This is a genomic window from Streptomyces zhihengii, from assembly GCF_016919245.1.
GTDB lineage: Bacteria > Actinomycetota > Actinomycetes > Streptomycetales > Streptomycetaceae > Streptomyces > Streptomyces zhihengii.
In genome coordinates this window covers 1070928-1090264 of sequence record NZ_JAFEJA010000002.1, presented here as the reverse complement: position 1 = coordinate 1090264, position 19337 = coordinate 1070928, and the positions used below count along the sequence as shown (strand labels likewise).

Below are 19337 nucleotides of genomic sequence, written 5' to 3'. Positions count from 1 at the left end.
TCCCCCGGGGCCGTCAGGGCTCGGGGCTGCCCGGGGGGAACGCCTGCTCCGTCCAGATGGTCTTGCCCGAGGGCGTGTAGCGGGTGCCCCAGCGGCTGACGAGCTGGGCGACGATGAACAGCCCCCGTCCGCCCTCGTCGTCGACGGTGCTGTGCCGCAGATGCGGGGAGGTGTGGCCCGCGTCGGCCACCTCGCACAGCAGTGTCCGGTCGCGTATCAGGCGGAGCTGGAGGGGCCCCTCCGCGTACCGCACGGCGTTGGTGACCAGTTCGCTGACGACGAGTTCGCAGCTGAAGGCGAGGTCGGGCAGGCCCCAGTCGTCGAGCCGTCCGGTGACGAGTTCGCGGGCCCGGCCGGCGGACGCCGGTTCGGCGGGCAGGTCCCACGCGGCGACCCGCTCCCCGTCCAGCGCCTTCGTGCGGACCAGCAGCAGCGCGGTGTCGTCCGGGGTGGTGCCCGGGGGCCGCAGTTCGGCCACCGCGCGGTCGCACAGGTCCTCCAGGTCGGCCCCCGCCCGGCCGCCGAGCACGCAGCCGAGGGTGTCCATGCCCTGCTCGATGTCGCGGGAACGGGCGTCCACGAGACCGTCCGTGAACAGGGCCAGCAGGCTGCCCACGGGCAGGTCGAACTCCATGGACTCGAACGGCATGCCCCCGAGCCCCAGCGGCGGCCCCGGCGGCAGTTCCGGGAAGGTGCAGCTCCCGTCGGGGTGGACGATCGCGGGCGGCAGGTGTCCGGCGCGGGCCATGGTGCAGTGCCGGGAGACCGGGTCGTAGACGGCGTAGAGGCAGGTCGCGCCCGTGGTGACCTCGGGGTGGGGACCGGCGGCGCCGCCCGTCCGGGCGGCCGTCCCGCCCTCCGCTCCGGGCGGCACGGGCTGCGGAGGGGAATCGGGCGTGCGGCCCACCAGGTCGTCGAGGCGGGTCAGCAGTTCGTCGGGCGCCATGTCGAGCGTCGCCAGGGCCTCCACGGTGGTGCGCAGCCGCCCCATGGTGGCCGCCGCGGCGAGTCCGTGCCCGACGACGTCACCGACGACGAGGCCGACCCGCGCCCCGGAGAGCGGGATGACGTCGAACCAGTCGCCGCCCACGCCGGTGAGGTCGTCGGCGGGCAGGTACCGGTGGGCGACGTCGACCGCCGACTGCGGCGGGAGGTACTGCGGCAGCAGCTCCCGCTGGAGGGTGAGCGCTGCGGTGCGTTCGCGGGTGTAGCGGCGGGCGTTGTCGATGCCGAGGGCGGCGCGGGCGGTCAGCTCGTCGGCGAGCGCGACCTCGTCGCCGTCGAAGGTCCGGGGGCCGGCCGCGCGCCGGTAGCTGACCAGGCCCATCGTCCGGCCGCCGCTGCGCAGCGGCACGACGAGGGTGGTGTCGTCGAGGACCCGGCCGCCGGAGGAGAGGCTGCGGAGCTGGGGCGAGCCCTCCGGGTACACCACGGCCCGCTCGGCCCCGTCGTCCCGCCCGCGCGCCTGCGGCCCCGCGTCCTCGCCGGACGGTCCGGAGCGGGCGGCCACCCGGATCAGGTCACGGCCGGCGGCGGGCCCGTGGAGGGGCTCACCGCCCTCGACGGCCGCGCGCAGCACGTCCACGGTGACCGAGTCGGCGAAGTCGGGCACGGCGACGTCCGCGATGGCCTGCGCGGTGTCGGCGACGTCCAGGGTGATGCCGATCCGGCGGCCGGCCTCCGCGAGCAGGGAGAGCCGGTGCTGGGCCTCGTGCCGGTCGGTGATGTCGAAGGCGTCCTCGCAGACGCCGAGGACGGTGCCGTCGTCGTCCTGGAGCCGGTAGTACGAGCAGGACCACAGGTGGTCGCGCCGCGGGTCGCTGGGCAGCTTGGCCAGGAAGTGCAGGTCGAGGAAGGACTCCCCGGAGTCGATCACCCGCCGCATGACCTCGTTCAGGGTCCGCGGTCCGGTCACCGTCTGGAAGGCGCCGTCGGGGTAGAGCTGCTCCGCGGGTCTGCCCCGGTACTCGGCGAGCGGACGCCCCACCTCCTGGTCGTGCGCGGCGTTGGCCCAGGTCAGGCAGAGGTCGGTGTCGTAGATCGCCAGGCCGAGCGGGGACTGGGTGGCCAGCCCGTGCAGCATCGCCTGGCGCGAGCGGGCCTCCCGGGCGCGCCGCGCCTCCTCGATGACCAGGATCCGGCCGGCCGCGCCGCCTGTGGTCAGGGGGCACTCCAGCACGACGGCGGGGATCCGGCGGCCGTCGGCGTGCCGGGCGACGCGTGCGGAGCCGGTGTCGGGGGCGCCGCCCGCCGCGTCGGCCGGAGGCTCCAGGAAGGTGTCGGCGGGCCGTCCGGTGACGTCCTCGGCCCGGTGGCCGAGCAGGGCTTCGGCTGCGGGGCTCCAGCCGATCACCGTGCCGCCCGGGGCGAGGACGACGGTGGCGGCCACGGCGATGTCGAACGGGCCGCGCAGCTCGGCGCCGTCCGGCGCGCTCCACGCGGTCCGTCTCCTCTTCGCCGGCGCCCACGGGTTCACGGCGGCCGGCACGGCACGGTTCATCCCCTCAAGAATCCGCCCCGGAGGCCGCCCCGCACAAGCCGGGCCGGGGCGGATTCCGGCTCCGTCGCAGGTCGGAGGGGTTCCGGCGGATTCGGGGGCGGGGCGCCGCCGGGGCGCTCAGGTGGCCGGCAGGGCCTGCTCCGCCCAGATGGTCTTGCCGTGGGGACCGTAGCGGGTGCCCCAGCACTCGGTGAGGCTGGCCACCAGCAGCAGCCCCCGGCCGCCCTCGTCGAAGATCCGGGCGCGCCGCAGATGGGGGGCGGTGCTGCTGCCGTCGGACACCTCGCAGATCAGCGCGGAGTCACGGATGAGGCGCAGCCGGATGGGGGCGCCGCCGTAGCGGATGGCGTTGGTGACGAGCTCGCTGACGACCAGCTCCGTGGTGAAGACGGAGTCCTCCAGCCCCCACTGCTCCAGTTGCGCGGCGACGTGCTTGCGGGCCCGGGCGACGACGGACGGGTCGGCCTCCAGGTCCCAGGAGGCGTGGCGCCCCTCGTCGAGGCGCCCCGCTCGGGCGAGCAGCAGCGCGATGTCGTCGTCGGGGCGGTCGGGCAGCAGCGCCGCCATCACCGCGTCGCAGGTGTCCTCCAGCGATCCGGACGGGCGGGCGAGGGTCTCGCGGAGCACCGCGAGGGCCGCGTCGATGTCCCGGCCCGGCGTCTCGATCAGGCCGTCCGTGTAGAGCGCCAGGATGCTGCGCGGCGGCACCTCGAACTCCGCGGCCTCGAAGGGCAGGCCGCCCACGCCGAGCGGCGGTCCGCTGGGCAGGGCGATGTGGGAGGCCGTGCCGTCGGGGCGGACCAGGACCGGTTCGGGGTGTCCGGCCCGTGCCATGGAGCAGTGGCCGGAGACGGGGTCGTAGACGGCGTACAGGCAGGTCGCGCCCGCGACGGAGGAGCCGCCGGGGTCGACCGACTCCTCCCGGTCCAGTTTGATCACCAGGTCGTCGAGCTGGGTGAGCAGTTCGTCGGGGGCGAGGTCGACGTCGGCCAGGGTGCGCACCGCGGTGCGCAGCCGGCCCATGGTCGCCGACGCCTGGACGCCGTGGCCCACGACGTCGCCGACGACCAGGGCGACCCGGGCGCCGGACAGGGCGATGACGTCGAACCAGTCGCCGCCGATCCCGGCGCCCGTGGTGTTGGGCAGGTAGCGGGAGGCGACCTCGACCGCCTGCTGCCGTGCCGTGCGCCGGGGCAGCAGGCTGCGCTGGAGGGCGAGGGCGGTGGCGTGCTCACGGGTGTAGCGGCGCGCGTTGTCCACCGCCACCGCGGCGCGCGAGGCGAGCTCCCCGGCGAGCAGCAGATCGTCCTCGTCGAAGGGCTCGGGGGTCCGGTGGCGGAAGAAGGTGGCCATGCCGAGGGTGATGCCGCGGGCGGCGAGCGGGGCGACCATCGTGGAGTGGATGCCGTGCTCGCGGATGCTGCGGGCGCGGTCGGGGTCGGTGAGCTCCCACAGCCGCAGCGACTGCTCGTCGACGGTGTACCGCGCGGCCTCACCGCGCATCAGGGCGCGTCCGACCGCCGATTCGCGGTCGAAGGTGTGGCTGGTGCCGACGCGGACCACGGATTCGGGGCAGCCGTCCAGGACCGAGTGCTGGGCGGCCCGGTGGAAGACGATGGCGCTGCCGGGTGCGGGGGCGCGCGGTTCGTCGCCGGCGAGGACGGGGGCGAGCAGGTCGACGGCGACGAAGTCGGCGAAGGTCTCGGTGGCCATTTCGGCCAGTTCGTCCGCGGTGGTGATGACGTCCAGGCGGCTGCCGATGCGGAGGCTGGCCTGGTCCAGGACGGTGAGGCGTTCGCGGGCCCGGTGCTGCTCGCTGGTGTCGAGGGTGACCACGGAGCAGCCGAGCACCGTGCCGTCCGGGCCGGTGATCGGCGAGAGGACCGCCGTCAGCACGCGTTCCTGGACGCCTTCGAGGTGCAGATGCGTCTCGTAGGTCCGGGACTCGCCCGCTTGCATGACGTCCTCCATGGCGGCCTCGAGCCCCTCCGCACCCCTGATCACCACCCCGGGCGCCACCTCGCCGGGCCGCAGGCCGACGAGTTCCTCCAGTGTCCTGCCGACGCCGGCCAGCGCGGCCGGGTTGGCGCTCACGAGCCGGGCGGAGCGGTCGAAGAAGGAGACGGGGACGGGAAGCTGCTGCAGGATCAGGCGGGGCAGCTCGGCAGCGGCGGCCTCCTCCCGGCCCGGCCGGCCGCTCATCTCTTCGTCCATGGGGACCTTCACTCGCCCTTCGCCGTACCGCGGGTCGGTGGAGCCGGTCCCGGCCCCGCGCCATTCCAGCATGCTCCCGCCGGTGGCGGCCCTCAACCACGCGCCACGGGGGTCACACGGGTGGCCTGTCCTGATCGGTGACACCCGTCCGGGCTGCTAGAAGTGCGAGGTCATCACGGAGCGCGGGTGGCGGTCCACGCAGCGTACGGACGGGTGCCCCGGCGGGGGCCGGCCGGGGCGCGGGGCGCCGGGGCGCGGGAACGGAAGGAGCCGCCGTGGCGGACTTCGGGATCAGGAACGCCGGCGCGCGGGACATCGGGCTGATGCGACGGTGGGCCGAGGAGGAGGGGTGGAACCCCGGTGACTCGGACCTCCAGGCGTTCACCGTCGCCGACCCCCGGGGCTTCCTCGTGGGCGTCCTGGACGGCGAGCCGGTGGGCTGCGTCTCGGCGGTGCGGCACGGCGCCGGGTCGGGGTTCATCGGCTTCTACATCACCCGGCCCGCCGTGCGCGGGCAGGGTTACGGCATCCGGCTGTGGCGGGCCGCGACCGAGCGGCTGGCCGGGCGGCTGGTCGGCCTGGACGGCGTCGTCGACCAGCAGGCCAACTACCGGAAGTCGGGGTTCGAGCGGGTCTGGAACAACGTCCGCTTCGAGGGCGTGCCGCAGGGCGGGCCCGCCGCCGTGCCGGGGGTGGCGCTGGTGGACGCGGGGACCCTGCCGTTCACCGCGCTCGCGGCGTACGACCGCCGGTTCTTCCCCGAGGACCGCGACGCCTATCTGGCCGCCTGGACGGGGCTGCCCGGGCGCACCGCGATCGCGGCGGTGCGCGACGGCGGCCTGTGCGGCCTGGGCGTGGTCCGCCCGTGCAGCGGGGCGTCGCGGATCGGGCCGCTGTACGCGGACGGCCCCGGGGTGGCCGGGGCGCTGCTGGGGGCGCTGGCCGGCGCCGCGGACGGCGGGCCGGTCGCGGTCGACGTGCCGGACCACAACGGTCCCGCCGTGAAGCTGGTGACGGAGCTCGGGCTGCTGCCCTCCTTCGAGGCGGCCCGGATGTACACCGGGCCCGCCCCGGAGATCGACCGGGCCGGGCTGTACGGGGTCACCAGCCTGGAGCTGGGCTGACGCGTCCGGGAGCCGGGGCCGGCTCCCGGACGGGCCGGGGCGTCGGGGGCGGGGGCGGAGGCGGGGGGCGGGGTGTCGGGGGCCGGGCGCCGGGTCGCCCTGCGCCGGGGTGTCAGGGCCCGGGTGCCGGGCCGGGATGTCAGGGCCCGGGTGCCGTCCGCGCAGCCCGGCGGCCGGTGCCGGCTGTCGTCCGCGCGGACCGGCGGCCGGGCCCCGGTGTCATCTGCGCAGTTCGGCGGCCGGGCCCATGACGACGAGGGGAAGCTTGTCCGGGTCGAGCGCGAGCAGCAGTTCGCGCATGTGCTCCTCGGCGAAGGAGACGCAGGCCCGGGTGGGCCCCTCGTGGTCGACGTGGATCCAGACGCCGCCGCCGCGCTCGGCGCCGAGCGGGCGCTCCTTGTCCAGCGGGGTGGTGCCGGTGACCCGGTTGTAGTCGATGGCGACCACGTAATCGAACGAGCCTTCGAGCGGCTCCCCGAGGAATCCGGTCCCCGAGGTGGCGAAATCGGGGGACTCGTCGTAGGGCAGCAGGGTGCCGGGGTCGGGCAGCCGGCCGCCGGCGTCGCCGAGGCCGAAGACGCCGATCGGCGAGCGCAGGTCGTCCGCCACGTGCTCGCGCGTCCAGCCGCGCAGGGCGTTGTGGGCGGGCCACGGGCCGAGGACGGGGCGCCAGGGCGCGTCGGCGCCGTCGCGTTCGTAGAGCACGGCCGAGGAACCGCTGGAGTCGGGGCCCTCGCCGGTGACGACGAGCGCCTGCCGGTTGGCGTCCCCGAGCCCGGCCCCGGTGGCGGGGCCGAGACCGGGGATGCCGCGGGGCGGCGGGGCGGGCAGGGGTGATGCGGCGTGCCGGGCGGAGTCGTCGGTGCCGGGCGGGGTGCGGACGGCGCCGGACGGGCCCCCTCCGTCCGCGCAGCCGGTGAGTACGAGTGCCGCGCACAGGGCGTGGAGCAGCAGCCGTGCGGCTCCCTGTCTGACGGGCATAGGGCAGCGTCCTCCGCTCTCGGGAAACAGTCCGGCCCATGCGTACCCCCTGCGCGCGTGCCCGGTCCGCCCCGGCGGGCGGGCTCACTCCTGCGGGGTCGGCGGCGCTGGTCCGTCCGCGTCAGGCGGGCAGGTGGGGCGCGGGTTCCGGGGCGCGCGAGGCCGGAGGCCCGGGTGGGCCGGGTGCCCGGGTGGGCCGGGTGCCGGGGAGGGGCCGTGCCGGGATATCCCCGCGGGGGCGGGGCGGGCCGCCGTAGACTCGGGGGCATGCGCCGACGACATTGATCCAGCACCGGTCCTGGTACGGGCTGTCGCGGGCCGCCGCACGGGTGAGCACCCGGCGTCCGCTGTCCGTCCCACCGAAGGACCTTCCGCATGCTCACCCTGTCGTCATGCCCGAACGACGCAGCAGCCGTCCGGCGCCTGGAGCGCCGTCTCTGCCTGTACGCGGGCCTCGAGGACTTCGTCCTCCTCTATCCGCTCTACGCCCTGCTCTTCGCCGAGCACGGGCTGAGCACGGCCGAGATCTCGTCCCTCTTCGCGCTCTGGTCGCTCACCGGTCTGGTGGCCGAGGTGCCCTCCGGGGTCTGGGCCGACCTGGTGTCGCGCCGGCTCATGCTCGTCGCCGGCCCCTGTCTGACGGGCGCCGGGTTCGCCCTCTGGTCGCTGGCGCCCTCGTACGGCGCCTTCGCCGCCGGTTTCGTGCTGTGGGGCGTCGGCGGCTCGCTGCGTTCCGGCGCCTACGAGGCACTCGCCCACGACGAGCTCGAACGGCTCGGCGCGGCCTCGCGCTACGCGCGGGTGATGGGGCGCGCGGCGGCCTGGAGCATGGCCGCCACCGCCGCCGCCACGGCGGTGGCCGCGCCCGTGCTGGCGGTCGGCGGACTGCCCGCGGTGGCCGCCGCGAGTGTGGTGGCGTGCCTGCTGTGCGCGGCCGCGGGCGCCGCCCTGCCCGAGCACCGGAAGGCGGTGCGTGACACACGGGAGGAGGACGGCGCGGGTGCGTCCGGGACGCTGCGGGCCGGGCTCGCCGAGGTCCGCGGCAGCGCGCCGGTGCGGCGGGCGCTGCTGCTGAGCGTGGCCGTCACCTCCCTGTGGGGCGCCCTGGACGAGTACGTGCCGCTGCTGGCCGCTGCCACCGGCGCGGCCGAGTCCGCGGTGCCCCTGCTGGTCCTGGTGGTGTGGGCCGGGGTGACCGCGGGCTCGCTGCTCGTCGGGCGGGGCGAGCGGCTGACCGGGCGGGCGCTCGGGGCGCTGGTGGCCGGCGGGGCGCTGGCCATGGCCGCGGGCGCGCTGTCGGGGCATCCGGCCGGTTTCGCCCTCGTGGGCGCGGGTTTCCTGGTGTTCCAGCTCGCCGACGTCCTGGTGGACGCGCGGCTCCAGGCGGCGATCACCGGTCCCAGCCGGGCCACGGTCACCTCGCTGGCCGGGCTCGGTTCGGGCGCGGCGACGCTCGGCGTGTACGGCGCGTACGCCACGCTGTCCGGCCACGCCTCCCACGGGACGGTCTTCGCCCTGCTGGGCCTCCCCTATCTGCTGGTCGCGGCGGCGCTGTTCGCCCGCCCCGCGCCCGAGCCGGTGCCGGAGGGCGCAGCCGACTGACCGGCCCGCGTCCGAGCCGGTGCCGGACGGCGCAGCCGCCTGACCAGGCCGCGCCGAACCGGTGACCGGGCCGGCCGCGCCGCCCCTCTCCGACCCGGTCGCGCAGCCCCGGCGCGCGCCCGCGCCCGCGCGCCGGGGACGTTGTGCGGGCGCGGCGGCCGATTAGGATGCGCCGAGGGCGGGGACCATCGTCTGGTCCGGCAACGGCGAGGCACGGGGGAAGAGTTGGACGAGTCCGACGCGCTGGCGACGGCCGCGGCCGAGGTCTGGCCCGCCGCGACGGAACTGCTGGGCGAGGGGGAACTGGAGTCGTTCGCCTCGGAGGTCCTCGTGGGGCTGCGCGCGCTCGAAGCCGCCGCGCAGACCGCGCGGGAAGCCGCCGCCGGCCCGGACGACGGGGCCGACGAGGACACCGCGCGCGAGGCCGAGGAGGCCGCCGCGGCGGCGCGGCGGCAGGTCGCGGTGCTGTTCGGCGCCCACCCGCCGCTCGGCGACCGGCTGGCCGCGGAGTACCGCGCGCTGGTGACCGGCCACGAACGGCGGCCCACCGAGGCCCCGCGCGGCTCGCTGCCGTATCTCCGGTCCCTGATCGTCCCGGTGCTGTACGCGACGGACCGGGACGACGCGCCCGGAGGCGGCGGCACCGACGGCGGCTTCGGCGGCGGGCGGGGCGAACTCCGCTGGGGCAAGGCCCTGGTGGGCATCCCCGACGACCACCGGCTCGGGGCGACGGAGAAGCCGCGCCGCTGGCTGCTGCGCTTCCGTTCCAGCCCGGAGCGGGACGTCGTCCTCGGCGGGACGACGGAGCTGACGGCCGAGGGCTTCGGACGGGAGGCGCGGTCGCTGCTCGACGGCTCCGGCCCCCGGCGGCTCCTGGTCTTCGTGCACGGCTACAACGTCGGCTTCGGGGCCGCCGCCGTGCGCACCGCGCAGATCGCCTACGACCTCGGCTTCACCGGCGTGCCGGTGCTCTACAGCTGGCCGTCCCGGGGCGGCGTCCTGAGCTACGAGGAGGACGCCAACAACGCCCGCTGGACGGTCCCCCACTTCCAGGACTTCCTGCGGCGGACGCTGACCGGGTGCGGCGCGGACGAGGTCCATGTCATCGCCCACAGCATGGGCAACCGGGTGCTCACCGAGGCCCTGGCGGGCCTCGACGGCACCGCGCTCCCGGCCGGCGCCGCACAACTGGGGAACGTGGTGCTCGCCGCGCCCGACGTCGACGCGGACGTCTTCCGCCAGGTCGCCCCCGCGCTCGTCGGCCAGGCGCGGCGCACCACGCTCTACGCGTCCTCCAGGGACCGGGCGCTGAGGATGTCCCGGCGCCTCGCCGGCTACCCGCGGGCCGGGCAGTCGGGCGAGGGGATCGTCGTGGTGGAGGGGGTGGACACGGTCGACGCGACCGCTCTGGACACCGGTCTGATGGGCCACTCGTACATCGGCGACCACAGCTCGATCCTGTCGGACGTCCACGCGGTGCTCCACCACGGCACTCCCCCGGCGGGTCGCTTCGGCCTCACGGCGGTCGAGCACCGGGACGGCGCCTACTGGGAGTTCCTGCCCAGGCGGCGCTGATGGCCGAAAGGAGCCGTGCCGTCACCCGCCGCTGGGATGATCTGGATCACGGGGCCGGGGGCGACCGGTTGCACGAGGGGACCTCGGGGGTGGCGCGATGCGCCGGGACGACGCGCTGGAGCGGGCGATGAACGGCGGTACGGCGGGGCACGGTGTCCATTTCCTGGACCGGGTGCCCTTCGACTGGAGCCTGCCCGCCTCCCGTGAGCTGCGGGACCTGCTCTGTTCGGTGCACTACCGCGAGGGGCCGGTGATCGCGCTGGCGCAGCAGGCGGGCATCTCGCCGGCGAGCGTCCACTGGGGGCAGCCGATGGCGGCCGTGTGGCACGACCTCATCACCACGGCACGCAATCAGGACAAATTGCGGGCGCTGCTCGACCAGGTCGTGAACGGCCCCGACACGGCCCTCGCCGGACGCGTCGGCGAACTCCTGCGCGCCGAACCGGTGGTCCAGGCGCCCGCGCCGCCCGCGGCCCCCGGCACCTGGCGTCACTTCCACGACCCGGACGCGGCGGAGCGGCGGATCTTCCGGACCGGTTCCTATCTCGACGTGTCGTTCCTGCGGCGGGGCATGGAGCTGTCCACGGCGGTCGCCCGGCTGCTCGTCACGTTCCCCGACGGCAGGCAGTACCACGGCACCGGTTTCCGTATCGGCGAGGACCTGCTGCTGACCAATCATCATGTGCTGTTCGACGACTCCGACCCCGCCCGCCCCGCGGCCCGCGCCGAGGCCTGGTTCGGCTACGAGGCGGACCTCGGGGGCAGGGAGCTGGCGCATGTGCGGGTGCCCTGCGCCGTGGAGTCCGCCGTCGGCGACCCCGCGTACGACTGGGCCGTGGTGCGGGTCGCCGCTCCGGTGCCCGAGGGGACGGCCGTGGTGGAGCTGCCCGACACGAGCACGGTCGCCGCGGGCGACCGGGTCTACATCGTGCAGCACCCCCAGGGCGGGGTGAAGAAGCTCGCGGCCCATCACAACGTCGTGCGCCACGCCGACGACGAGGTGGTGCAGTACTGGACGGACACCGACCACGGGTCCTCGGGCTCACCGGTGTTCGACGAACGGTGGCGGCTGGTCGCGCTCCACCACCGCTGGGTGGAGATCGGCCCGCTCACCGAACCCCCCGAGTACCGCAACCAGGGCATACGCATCGACAAGGTCACCGAGGGCGTGCGCCGCGCCGGGCGGGTGTGAGCGCCCGTGGTCCCCCTTCTCGACCGTACGGTCTTCTCCCTGGCGGACGCGGAGAGCAAGCGGCTCTGGGAGGCGCTCTGCGGCCTCTACTACGAGGCGGGCCGGATCCGCCGGATCACCGACGCCGCCGCGCTGCCGCCCGGTCAGTTCGCCTGGGGCGAGCCGGCGTTCGACCTGTGGTACGACGTCCTGCGGTACGCCGCGCCCCGAAGGCGCCTCCGGCCGCTCGTGGAGGTCGTCGCGGCGGAGTCGGACAGCAGCGCGCTCACGATCTTCAAGGAACTCGTCGCCCAGGCCCCGACGCCCGCCGCCGGGGGCGGTGACGACCCCTGCGCCGTACCGCTGATCGGCTACGGAAGGCCCCGGGCCTTCATCGACCGCGAGGAACTGCGCGGGCACCTGAGGGAACTGCTCCACCGCAACGGCTGCCGGGTGCTGGTCGTCACCGGTGCCCCGGCGACCGGCAAGACCTGGACCTGGCATCTGATCTCGCACGTCCTGGAGTCCCTGCACGGACAGGCCCCCTACCTCGTCGACTTCTCCGCCTGGGCGGGCTCCCCGGCGGGGCCGGCCGACGTGATGGGCGAGATCACCGATCTGCTGTGCTGGGAGCGCTTCCGGGTCGACGCCCGCGAGAACGAGGAGACGCAGGGCCGCACCCTGCTCAGCAAGTTCAAGGGCATGATCCGCGGCACGGGCGACCGCTGGTTCGTCTTCGACGCGCTGGACTCGCCCAATCTCACCGAGCCCGCCCGGCGGCTGATCGAGGGCCTGGCCGTCGCCGCGGAGCGCCGGGAGACGGGCGGCGGCATGCGAGTGGTGCTGCTCGCCTACGACCGGGCGCTGCCGCCGTCGGTCGCGGACACCGCGCTGACCGAGGATCTGCGGCCGGTCCGGGTTGAGGATCTGCGTAGCTTCTTCGTACGGGTGGCCGAGGGAATCGGGAATTCGCTTCCGGATGAAGCCGTGGCGGTGCTTGTGGCGTCCGTACTGGAGGAGGCACTCGGCGACCGCGGCGATCCGTCCGCACCACTGCCGTTCGACCTGGTGTCCCGCGCCGCCGCGGACCGTGCGCGGCTGCTGCTCGACGGGAGGGGAGGGTCCTGTGACTGAACGACGTCTGACGGCCGACCGGATCCGGGCGCTGCTCAGCGCCCCGGCCGCCGGTCCGGCGGCCGTGCCCGAACCGGTGCCGGCCGCCCGGTGGGCGTACCGGGAGGCGGCGGCGCTGCTCGGCGCGTTCGAGGCGGGGGCGCTGGGCGCGGGAGCGGCGGAGCGGGCGGGGGCGCAGCCGGACGACCCGGCGCTGCGGGAGATGCTCGCGTTCGACTGCGACCGGGTCAGCACCCGCGAGGGGCACCGCTGGCGGCTGACCGCGCAGGTCCGCTCGGCCGCGCTGGAGCGCCTGCGGACACCGGAGCGGATGCTGCGCGCCGCGCTGTCCGTGCCCGGCGACCCGGCGGACACCGCCCGTGCCTGGGCGCAGCGGCTGCTGACGGGCCGGGCGCGGGAGCTGGCGTCGTCCGGAGTCGACGAGTTGCACGCGGCGCTGACCGTGACGCAGTGGTTCGCCTCCGCCCCGGGGGCGCGGGCGGCGCTGGCCCAGCACTCCGTGGACCTGCCCGAGCCCGGTGAGGTGCGCGGCCGCATCGAACTCGCCTCCCTGCTGGAGCCGTTACGGGCCCTCGTGGGCGACCGCTTCGTCGGACGGCACCACGAGCTGGACATGCTGGCCGCCCATGTGGGGGTGCTCCCCCGGCGCGGCGGCACGCCCCGGCCGACCCCGGCGGGGCGCCCGCGGCTGATGATCCACGGGCCGGGCGGCGTCGGGAAGTCGACCCTGATCGCCCGCTTCGTCCTGGACCACGCCGGGGAACCGGGCGCGCGCGTGCTGCCGTTCGCGTATCTCTCCTTCGACCGGGCCGACCTGCTGCCGCAGCAGCCGCTGACCCTGCTCGCGGAGGCGGCACGGCAGCTCGGGCTGCTCCACCCCGAACTCGCGCCCGCGGCCGCCGAACTGGGTGCGGCGGTGCGGCTGACCCTGCTCGCGGACCACAGATCCTCGGCCGAGCGGGCCCGCACCCACTCCGGCGGCCGGCGCGGCCACGCCCGCGACGAGCGCGAGCTCGCCGAACTCTTCGCCCGGCTGGCCGGATCGGCGGACGGCGACGGACCGGTACTGCTGGTACTGGACACCATGGAGCAGGCGCAGCGGCAGGGCGGCAGCGCGATGACCCGGCTGACGGAGTTCCTCGACGTCCTCCAGTCGGTGTGCCCCCGGCTGCGCGTGGTGCTCGCGGGCCGGGCGCCCCTCGACGACGCCTCGCGCAGCGCCTACGGCACCGAGTCGCTCGAACTGCGGGGGTTCGACCAGGCGCTGGCGCTCGACTTCCTCCGCCACCACACCGGCGGGGGCGAGGAATCGGGCGGCGACTTCCTGCCCGGGGTCGTGCGCCGCTTCGGCACCAACCCGCTCAGTCTCAAACTCGTCGCCGAGGTGATCCGGCAGGGCGGACCGGGCGCTCTCGACGATCCCGCGTCCCGCCGGCAGCTTTCCCTGCTGATGGATCCGGAGCAGCTCCAGGGCGCCCTCTACCAGCGCATCCTGGACCATCTCGGTGATCCCGCGCTGCGCCGGATCGCCAGTCCGGGGCTGACGGTCCGCCGGGTCACCCCCGATGTCATCCGCGAGGTGCTGGCGGGGCCCTGCGGCCTCGGCGACGTCGATCCCGTCCGGGCGCACGACCTGTTCCGGCTGCTGCGCGCGGAGGCCTCGCTCGTCGAGGACGTCCCCGGCCGGGAGGCCGTGGTGCACCGGCCCGACGTGCGGCGGGCGATGCTGCTGCTGCTCCGCCGGGACGATCCGGCGCTCATGCGGCGGATCGACAAGAAGGCCTACCGTTACTACCACCGCCTCGGGCGCCAGGAGACCGATCCGGCGCTCGTCGTGGAGCACCGGGCGGAGGAGCTCTACCACCGCATGGCGCTCGACCAGCTCGCCGGCACGCTCGACGGGCGCTGGCTCGACGCCGCCGCCCCCCTGCTGGAGTCCGCGCTGGACGAACTGCCGCCCCGCGCCCAGGTGTACCTCTCCGACCGGCTGGGGATCACCGTCGCGCCCTCGCTCAGGGCACAGGCGGACGAGGTGACCTGGGCCCGGCAGGCGGAGTCCGAGGCCGGCCGGCTGCTCGCCGACGGCCACCCCGAACAGGCCCTGGCCCTGCTCTCGGAGCGGACCGGCGAGCACGCCGGGACAGTGGCGCTGACCCTGCTGCGGCTGCGCGCCCTGGGCGCCCTGGGCCGCACCGACGAGGCCCGGCCTCTGATCGAACCGGCCCTCGACCGGGCGTCGCAGGAATCGGCGGCGGCCTTCGTGGAGATCGCCCTGCTCGGCGCCCGTCTGGAGGAGGACGCCGGCCGTTTCGCCGCCTCCCAGGGCCTGCTGGCAGAGGCACATTCGGCTCTGTCCGCCCGGCAGGACCGTACGGCCCTGCTGTCGGTGGACACCGCCCGCTTGCGGCTGTACCGGCGGACCGGCACGGCGGACGCGCCCGACGCCCGGGCGCTCCGCGAGGACGTCCTGGCACGCGTGGCCGAGTGGCGCACCCGCGACCTGGAGCGGCACCCGACGCTGGTGCGCGACCTCGCCGCGGAGATCGGCGACGCCCTGCCGCACCTGGTGCCGCTCGCCGCCCGGCTCAACGGCGTCGATCTGGACAGCGGCACCGGGCGGGTGCTGGGCGACCGGCTCAGCACCGCCGACATCGCGGACTTCACCCGGCACATCGGCCCGGTGGCGCCGCCCTCGGAGCAGGACGCCCCGTCCGTGCGGCTGGGCGCCGAACTGCCGTCCGTGAACACCGTCGCCCGCGGCGACCTGGTCTCGGAGTACCTGCTCAGCGGCGCGGACCGGCAGACGTCGTGGCGCGACGCGCTGGTGGAGGCCTACCGGCACGAGGTCGACCAGCCCGACCACGGCGGCCCGTCCGCGCCCGGCGGGCGGCCCGCCTTCACCCGGGACGCGGTGGTCGTCGTGCCGGGCTTCCTCGGGAGCGAGCTGCTGGACACGGACACGTCCTCGCTCGTGTGGGGGCAGGCCCCGGGCGAGCAGCTCGAAGCCTGGCGCCACCGGGACCATCCCGCGCTGCGGTTCACCGCAGCGGACCGGGATGACGCGGACAGGGCCGGCGCGGGCCGGCTGCGTGCCGCGCGGCTGCTCCGCGGACCGGTCTGGGCGCCGTACTTCGGCGGTGTGGAGCCGTACACACCGCTGCTGGAGACCGTGCGGTCGCGGGTCGTCCACCCGGACGCGGTCCTGGAGTTCGCGTACGACTGGCGGCAGCCGGCCGCCCGCAACGCCGCGCTGCTCGCCGAGGCCGCGCAGCGCCACCTCACCGCCTGGCGGGAGAGCCTCCGGCGCGCGGGGCAGGGCGGCCCGGGCAGGGCGCAGCCGCCCCGGCTGGTGTTCGTCGCCCACGCCCTGGGCGGGCTGCTGGCCCGGGCAGCGCTCGCGCACACACCCGGGCTCGCCGCCGACACCCGGGTGCTCCTCACCCTCGGCACCCCCTTCGAGGGGTCCGTCGCGGTGGCGGCGATGCTCGGCGACCGGCGGCCCCGGTCTCGCGCGGCACGCCGTATGCGCCGGGCCGTCCTCACGATGCCGGGTGTGTACGACATGCTCCCCGCCCTGCCCTGCGTGGAACGCGGCGGCGGGGCGCCGGAGCGGCTCACCCCCGCCGACCTGGCGGACTTCGGGGCGGACGCCGAACTGGGCACCGCGGCCCTGGAGTTCCAGCGGGCGGTACGGAGCGCGCCGGCCGTCCTGCCCGCGCACCGGGGCGTGGCGGGCATCGGGCAGCCGACGCCGCAGAGCCTGCGCATCGGCCACGGGGAGGCCGAACCGCTGTACAGCGCGCTGCGCACCCGCACGAACGGGGAACTCCTGCGGCTCGCGGACGGCACCCCTGTGCGCTGGGACCGCGGCGGTGACGGTCTGGTGCCCCGGGACGCCGCCGCGCCCGGCGGATCGACAGCGGCGCTCTGCCATGTGACGGCACGCCATGGATCGATGACGTCCCATCCGGTGGTCCTGGGGTACGTCGCGGCGGTGCTCACGGAGCAGCCCGGCCGTCCGGTGACCCCGGAGTCCGTGGGCGCGGCCGTGCCGAGGACGGCCGAGACCACGGCACGCGGCGTGCCCGGGGGCACGGCTCCGGGCGGGCCGATCGGGCTCGTGGCGGCCGGGTCGGACAGCCTCGGTCTCGCCGTCCCGGACGCCGTGACCACGGGCGAGCCGTGGTCGCTGAGGATCACGGGCGCCGCCGGTCTGTCGGGGGTCGGCTGCACCGTCACCGACGTCACGACGGGCCGCCCGGTGCTCGCCCCCGGTCTGCGTCCGGACGGCCACGGGCTGTCCGGCACCGTCACGCTGCCCTGGTCGGGCCTCTACCGGATCGCCGTGTCCCTCGACGGCGGCCCGCCGGTCACCGAGCTGACGGTGGCGGCGGCCCGCTGAGACCCGCCCGGGCGGCTCACGACGGGCCCCGGGGCCGGTGCCTCAGGTGGCGCGGGTGAGTTCGGCGAGCCGGGCGTTGAGGTGGTCCGCGTCCCCGCGGGAGACCGGCGCCGCCCTGTCGTCCGCCTCGACGGCGCAGGCGGTGATCGAGTCCAGCAGTCCGGTGAGCCCCGAGGCGATGTGATGTGCCCCCGCGCTGTGCCGTGCGATCGAGGGCAGTTCGGCGGCCGACAGTCCGGCCGCCGTCTGCGCGGCGGCGGCCGCGCGGTACGCCTCGCGGCGCAGGAGCCGGCGGCCGGCGCGGTCGCCGGGCGAGGTCAGGACATGGTCCAGGTAGCGTCCGGCGGCATCGCCCGCGACGTCCAGACGGTGACGTACCGCGTTCCCGTGCCGGCCCGGCAGCGGCAGATGCCCGACGACGAGGACGGTCGCGCACGCCAGCAGCGACTGCACCACCCGCTCACCGGTGGCGGGCGGCTCCCCCGCGAGAGCCACGAGGCACAGCACCAGCACGGTGACGACGGCCGTCTGGGCGGCGAAGTGCCGTGTGGCGAACGGGACGAGGGCCCCGCAGACGGCGACCGTCGCCGTCGTCGCCTCCGGCCCCGGACCGGTCGCCAGGAGCCCGGCGCAGAGCACCGCTCCGACGACGGTGCCCAGCGCCCGGCACACGGCACGGGAGGCGAGCGGCCCGAGGTCCGGCTTCACGAGGAACACGGCGGTCGCGGGGAGCCAGTACCAGTGCTGCTGCCCCAGCACCAGGGCGAGCGCGGCGGAGACCGCGCAGCACAGCCCGACCCGCACCCCGTACTCACGCCCGGCCGCCCCGGCGGCCCGCCGCACCACGGCGGCCACCCGGCGGACCACCGCCCCGACGGGGCCTCCCGCCCGGCCGGTCGGGCCGTGCGCCCCGGCCGTCCCCCGGGTACCGGGCGACGGGGCACGGTCCCGGGAGCCGTCGGTGCCGCCGTCACCGCGGCCGCCGGTCACCGACGACGGAGCACCGGGCCGACGCGATGTCCCGGCCTCCGGGCCGCCACCGGCACCGCCGTCAGCCCCTGCCGCACCACGGGTCCCCCACGACGAAGACCGCCACCGGATACCGGCCTCCCGGGAGCCGTCGGTGCCGCCGTCACCGCGGCCGCCGGTCACCGACGACGGAGCACCCGACCGGCGCAGCATCCCGGCCTCCCCGCCGCCACCGGCACCGCCGTCACTCCCCGCCGGGCCACGGCTCCCCCACGACGAAGACCGCCACCGGATACCGGCCTCCCGGGAGCCGTCGGTGCCGCCGTCACCGCGGCCGCCGGTCACCGACGACGGAGCACCGGGCCGACGCGATGTCCCGGCCTCCCCGCCGCCACCGGCACCGCCGTCAGCCCCTGCCGCGTCACGGCTCCCCCACGACGAAGCACCCGACCGGCGCAGCATCCCGGCCTCCGGGCCGCCACCGGCACCGCCGTCAGCCCCTGCCGCGCCACGGGTCCCCCACGACGAAGACCGCCACCGGTTGCCGGCCTCCCGGGAGCCGGCCGTGGCGCGGGCCCGTGCGGGCGGCGCGGAGGCGACGCCACCGGCCCGCGTGGTGCCGCGGGCGGGGGCGGTCGGGGGCGGCGCCTCGTCGAAGGCCTCCGCGGCGCGGAGCAGCGCGTCGTCGAGGGCGCGCAGACCGGCGGCGGTGCGCGGGGGTGCCGGGAGAGGGCCGCAGGGGCTGCCGGTACGGGCGGCGGCCGCGAGGCGCTCTGCGCCGCGGACCGCGCGCTCCGGCACGGGCTCCCCCGTCCACGCCAGCGCGGTCGCCGCCTCGGCCAGGGCCGCGGCGGCACCGTACCGGGCGTGCAGCCCGCGTTCCGCCCGGGAGGCACGCGGCCCGGAGCGGGTGCGGGCGAGCACGTCCTGGGCGTGGTCGAGCGCGGCGGTCAGCGCGGTGCGCCGGGCCGCGGCCGCGGGGTCGCCCGCCGCCGCCAGCAGAGCGGCCGTGCGCTCGTAGACGGCGGCCAGCGCCGCGTGCTCGCCGTCGAGGCGGTACGGCGCCGGGCCGCGCCGCCGGGGCCCCGGCACCAGCCGGCGCAGCAGCAGCGGCCAGGCGGCGCCCGTGAGATACGACAGGCCGCGCAGCCAGGCCGGTTCGGGCAGGTCCATGCCCGCGCCGATGACGGCGGCGATCAGCACCTGCGTCCCGCAGGCGGAGGCGGTGGCACCGGTGGCACTGATCGCACCGGCGAACAGGCCGAGCAGTCCGAGGAACACGGGCAGCAGCCATGCCTCGAGGTCCCGGGGGACGCCCGCGCCGACGAGCGTCCCCGCCAGCAGCCCGCACGCTCCGGCGACCGCCGGCACCCCGATGGCCGCCACCGCGGTGCGCCGGCTGCCGGGCCGGTCGTTGATGCCGGCGAACAGCGCCCCGATCGCGGCCGGCACCCCGGCGGTCGGCGCTCCGGCGAGGACGGCGGCGAGCAGCGGCAGCACGGCGGCCGCGCCCCTCGCCATCGCGCTCCAGGGGACGGGCCCTGCCTGGGCACGCAGGGCGTGCCGGAGCCAGAGCGGTACGGCGGGCCGTTCGACGGGCATCGGGTGCGCTCCTGTCCGCGGTCTTCGTTCGGTGCGGACGTCGTCGGCCTGGCCGTTTCCCGC

10 protein-coding genes are annotated in these 19337 nt (G+C 76.5%); 6 read left to right on the top strand and 4 right to left on the bottom strand.

All coding sequences use genetic code 11. The features are described 5' to 3' along the window. Positions 1-13: 13 nt before the first annotated feature. Positions 14-2500: a SpoIIE family protein phosphatase gene (locus JE024_RS32475; protein ID WP_205377465.1), complete on the bottom strand. Its 2487-nt coding sequence runs from the start codon at positions 2498-2500 to the stop codon at positions 14-16. Between the two features lie 117 nt (positions 2501-2617). Beyond that, on the bottom strand, positions 2618-4714 hold the full coding sequence (locus JE024_RS32470) for a SpoIIE family protein phosphatase (RefSeq protein WP_244883300.1): 2097 nt from the start codon (positions 4712-4714) through the stop codon (positions 2618-2620). 275 nt (positions 4715-4989) lie between these two features. On the opposite strand from JE024_RS32470, the gene JE024_RS32465 reads away from it, so the two are divergent. Next, the gene (locus tag JE024_RS32465) at positions 4990-5838 is read left to right on the top strand and encodes a GNAT family N-acetyltransferase (protein ID WP_244883299.1); all 849 of its coding nucleotides are present in this window, start codon (positions 4990-4992) and stop codon (positions 5836-5838) included. Positions 5839-6057: 219 nt separating this feature from the next. Here JE024_RS32465 and JE024_RS32460 read toward each other — a convergent pair whose 3' ends face one another. Next, on the bottom strand, positions 6058-6819 hold the full coding sequence (locus tag JE024_RS32460) for a hypothetical protein (RefSeq protein WP_205377463.1): 762 nt from the start codon (positions 6817-6819) through the stop codon (positions 6058-6060). A gap of 375 nt (positions 6820-7194) precedes the next feature. Here JE024_RS32460 and JE024_RS32455 point away from each other — a divergent pair, with 375 nt between their 5' ends. The 5 genes from JE024_RS32455 to JE024_RS32435 all read left to right on the top strand — a co-directional run bounded on the left by JE024_RS32455 (position 7195) and on the right by JE024_RS32435 (position 16703). Next, positions 7195-8421, top strand: coding sequence for an MFS transporter (locus tag JE024_RS32455; RefSeq protein WP_205377462.1), 1227 nt, complete (start codon positions 7195-7197; stop codon positions 8419-8421). Positions 8422-8646: 225 nt separating this feature from the next. Next, entirely contained in the window at positions 8647-9996 is a 1350-nt protein-coding gene (locus JE024_RS32450; RefSeq protein ID WP_205377461.1) for an alpha/beta hydrolase, read from the top strand. Positions 9997-10093: 97 nt separating this feature from the next. Next, a complete protein-coding gene (locus tag JE024_RS32445; RefSeq protein WP_244883298.1) occupies positions 10094-11188 on the top strand; it encodes a trypsin-like peptidase domain-containing protein in 1095 nt (364 codons plus the stop codon). Positions 11189-11194: 6 nt separating this feature from the next. Next, positions 11195-12301 (top strand): effector-associated domain EAD1-containing protein, encoded by a 1107-nt coding sequence (locus tag JE024_RS32440; RefSeq protein ID WP_205377460.1) that lies wholly within the window; start codon positions 11195-11197, stop codon positions 12299-12301. Next, positions 12294-16703, top strand: a complete 4410-nt coding sequence (locus JE024_RS32435) for an ATP-binding protein (RefSeq protein WP_205377459.1) — start codon at positions 12294-12296, stop codon at positions 16701-16703. Before JE024_RS32440 ends, JE024_RS32435 begins: the two co-directional genes overlap by 8 nt. A 42-nt stretch (positions 16704-16745) precedes the next feature. Here the strand turns inward: JE024_RS32435 and JE024_RS41355 are convergent, their stop codons facing one another. After that, entirely contained in the window at positions 16746-19274 is a 2529-nt protein-coding gene (locus tag JE024_RS41355; protein WP_244883297.1) for an FUSC family protein, read from the bottom strand. Between the last annotated feature and the right edge of the window lie 63 nt (positions 19275-19337).

Excerpts from the sequence above, each read along its gene's own strand:
- JE024_RS41355 (WP_244883297.1), bottom strand. The coding sequence starts at position 19,274 with ATGCCCGTCGAACGGCCCGCCGTACCGCTCTGGCTCCGGCACGCCCTG.
- JE024_RS32445 (WP_244883298.1), top strand. The coding sequence starts at position 10,094 with ATGCGCCGGGACGACGCGCTGGAGCGGGCGATGAACGGCGGTACGGCG.
- JE024_RS32475 (WP_205377465.1), bottom strand. The coding sequence starts at position 2,500 with ATGAACCGTGCCGTGCCGGCCGCCGTGAACCCGTGGGCGCCGGCGAAG.
- JE024_RS32460 (WP_205377463.1), bottom strand. The coding sequence starts at position 6,819 with ATGCCCGTCAGACAGGGAGCCGCACGGCTGCTGCTCCACGCCCTGTGC.
- JE024_RS32470 (WP_244883300.1), bottom strand. The coding sequence starts at position 4,714 with ATGGACGAAGAGATGAGCGGCCGGCCGGGCCGGGAGGAGGCCGCCGCT.
- JE024_RS32455 (WP_205377462.1), top strand. The coding sequence starts at position 7,195 with ATGCTCACCCTGTCGTCATGCCCGAACGACGCAGCAGCCGTCCGGCGC.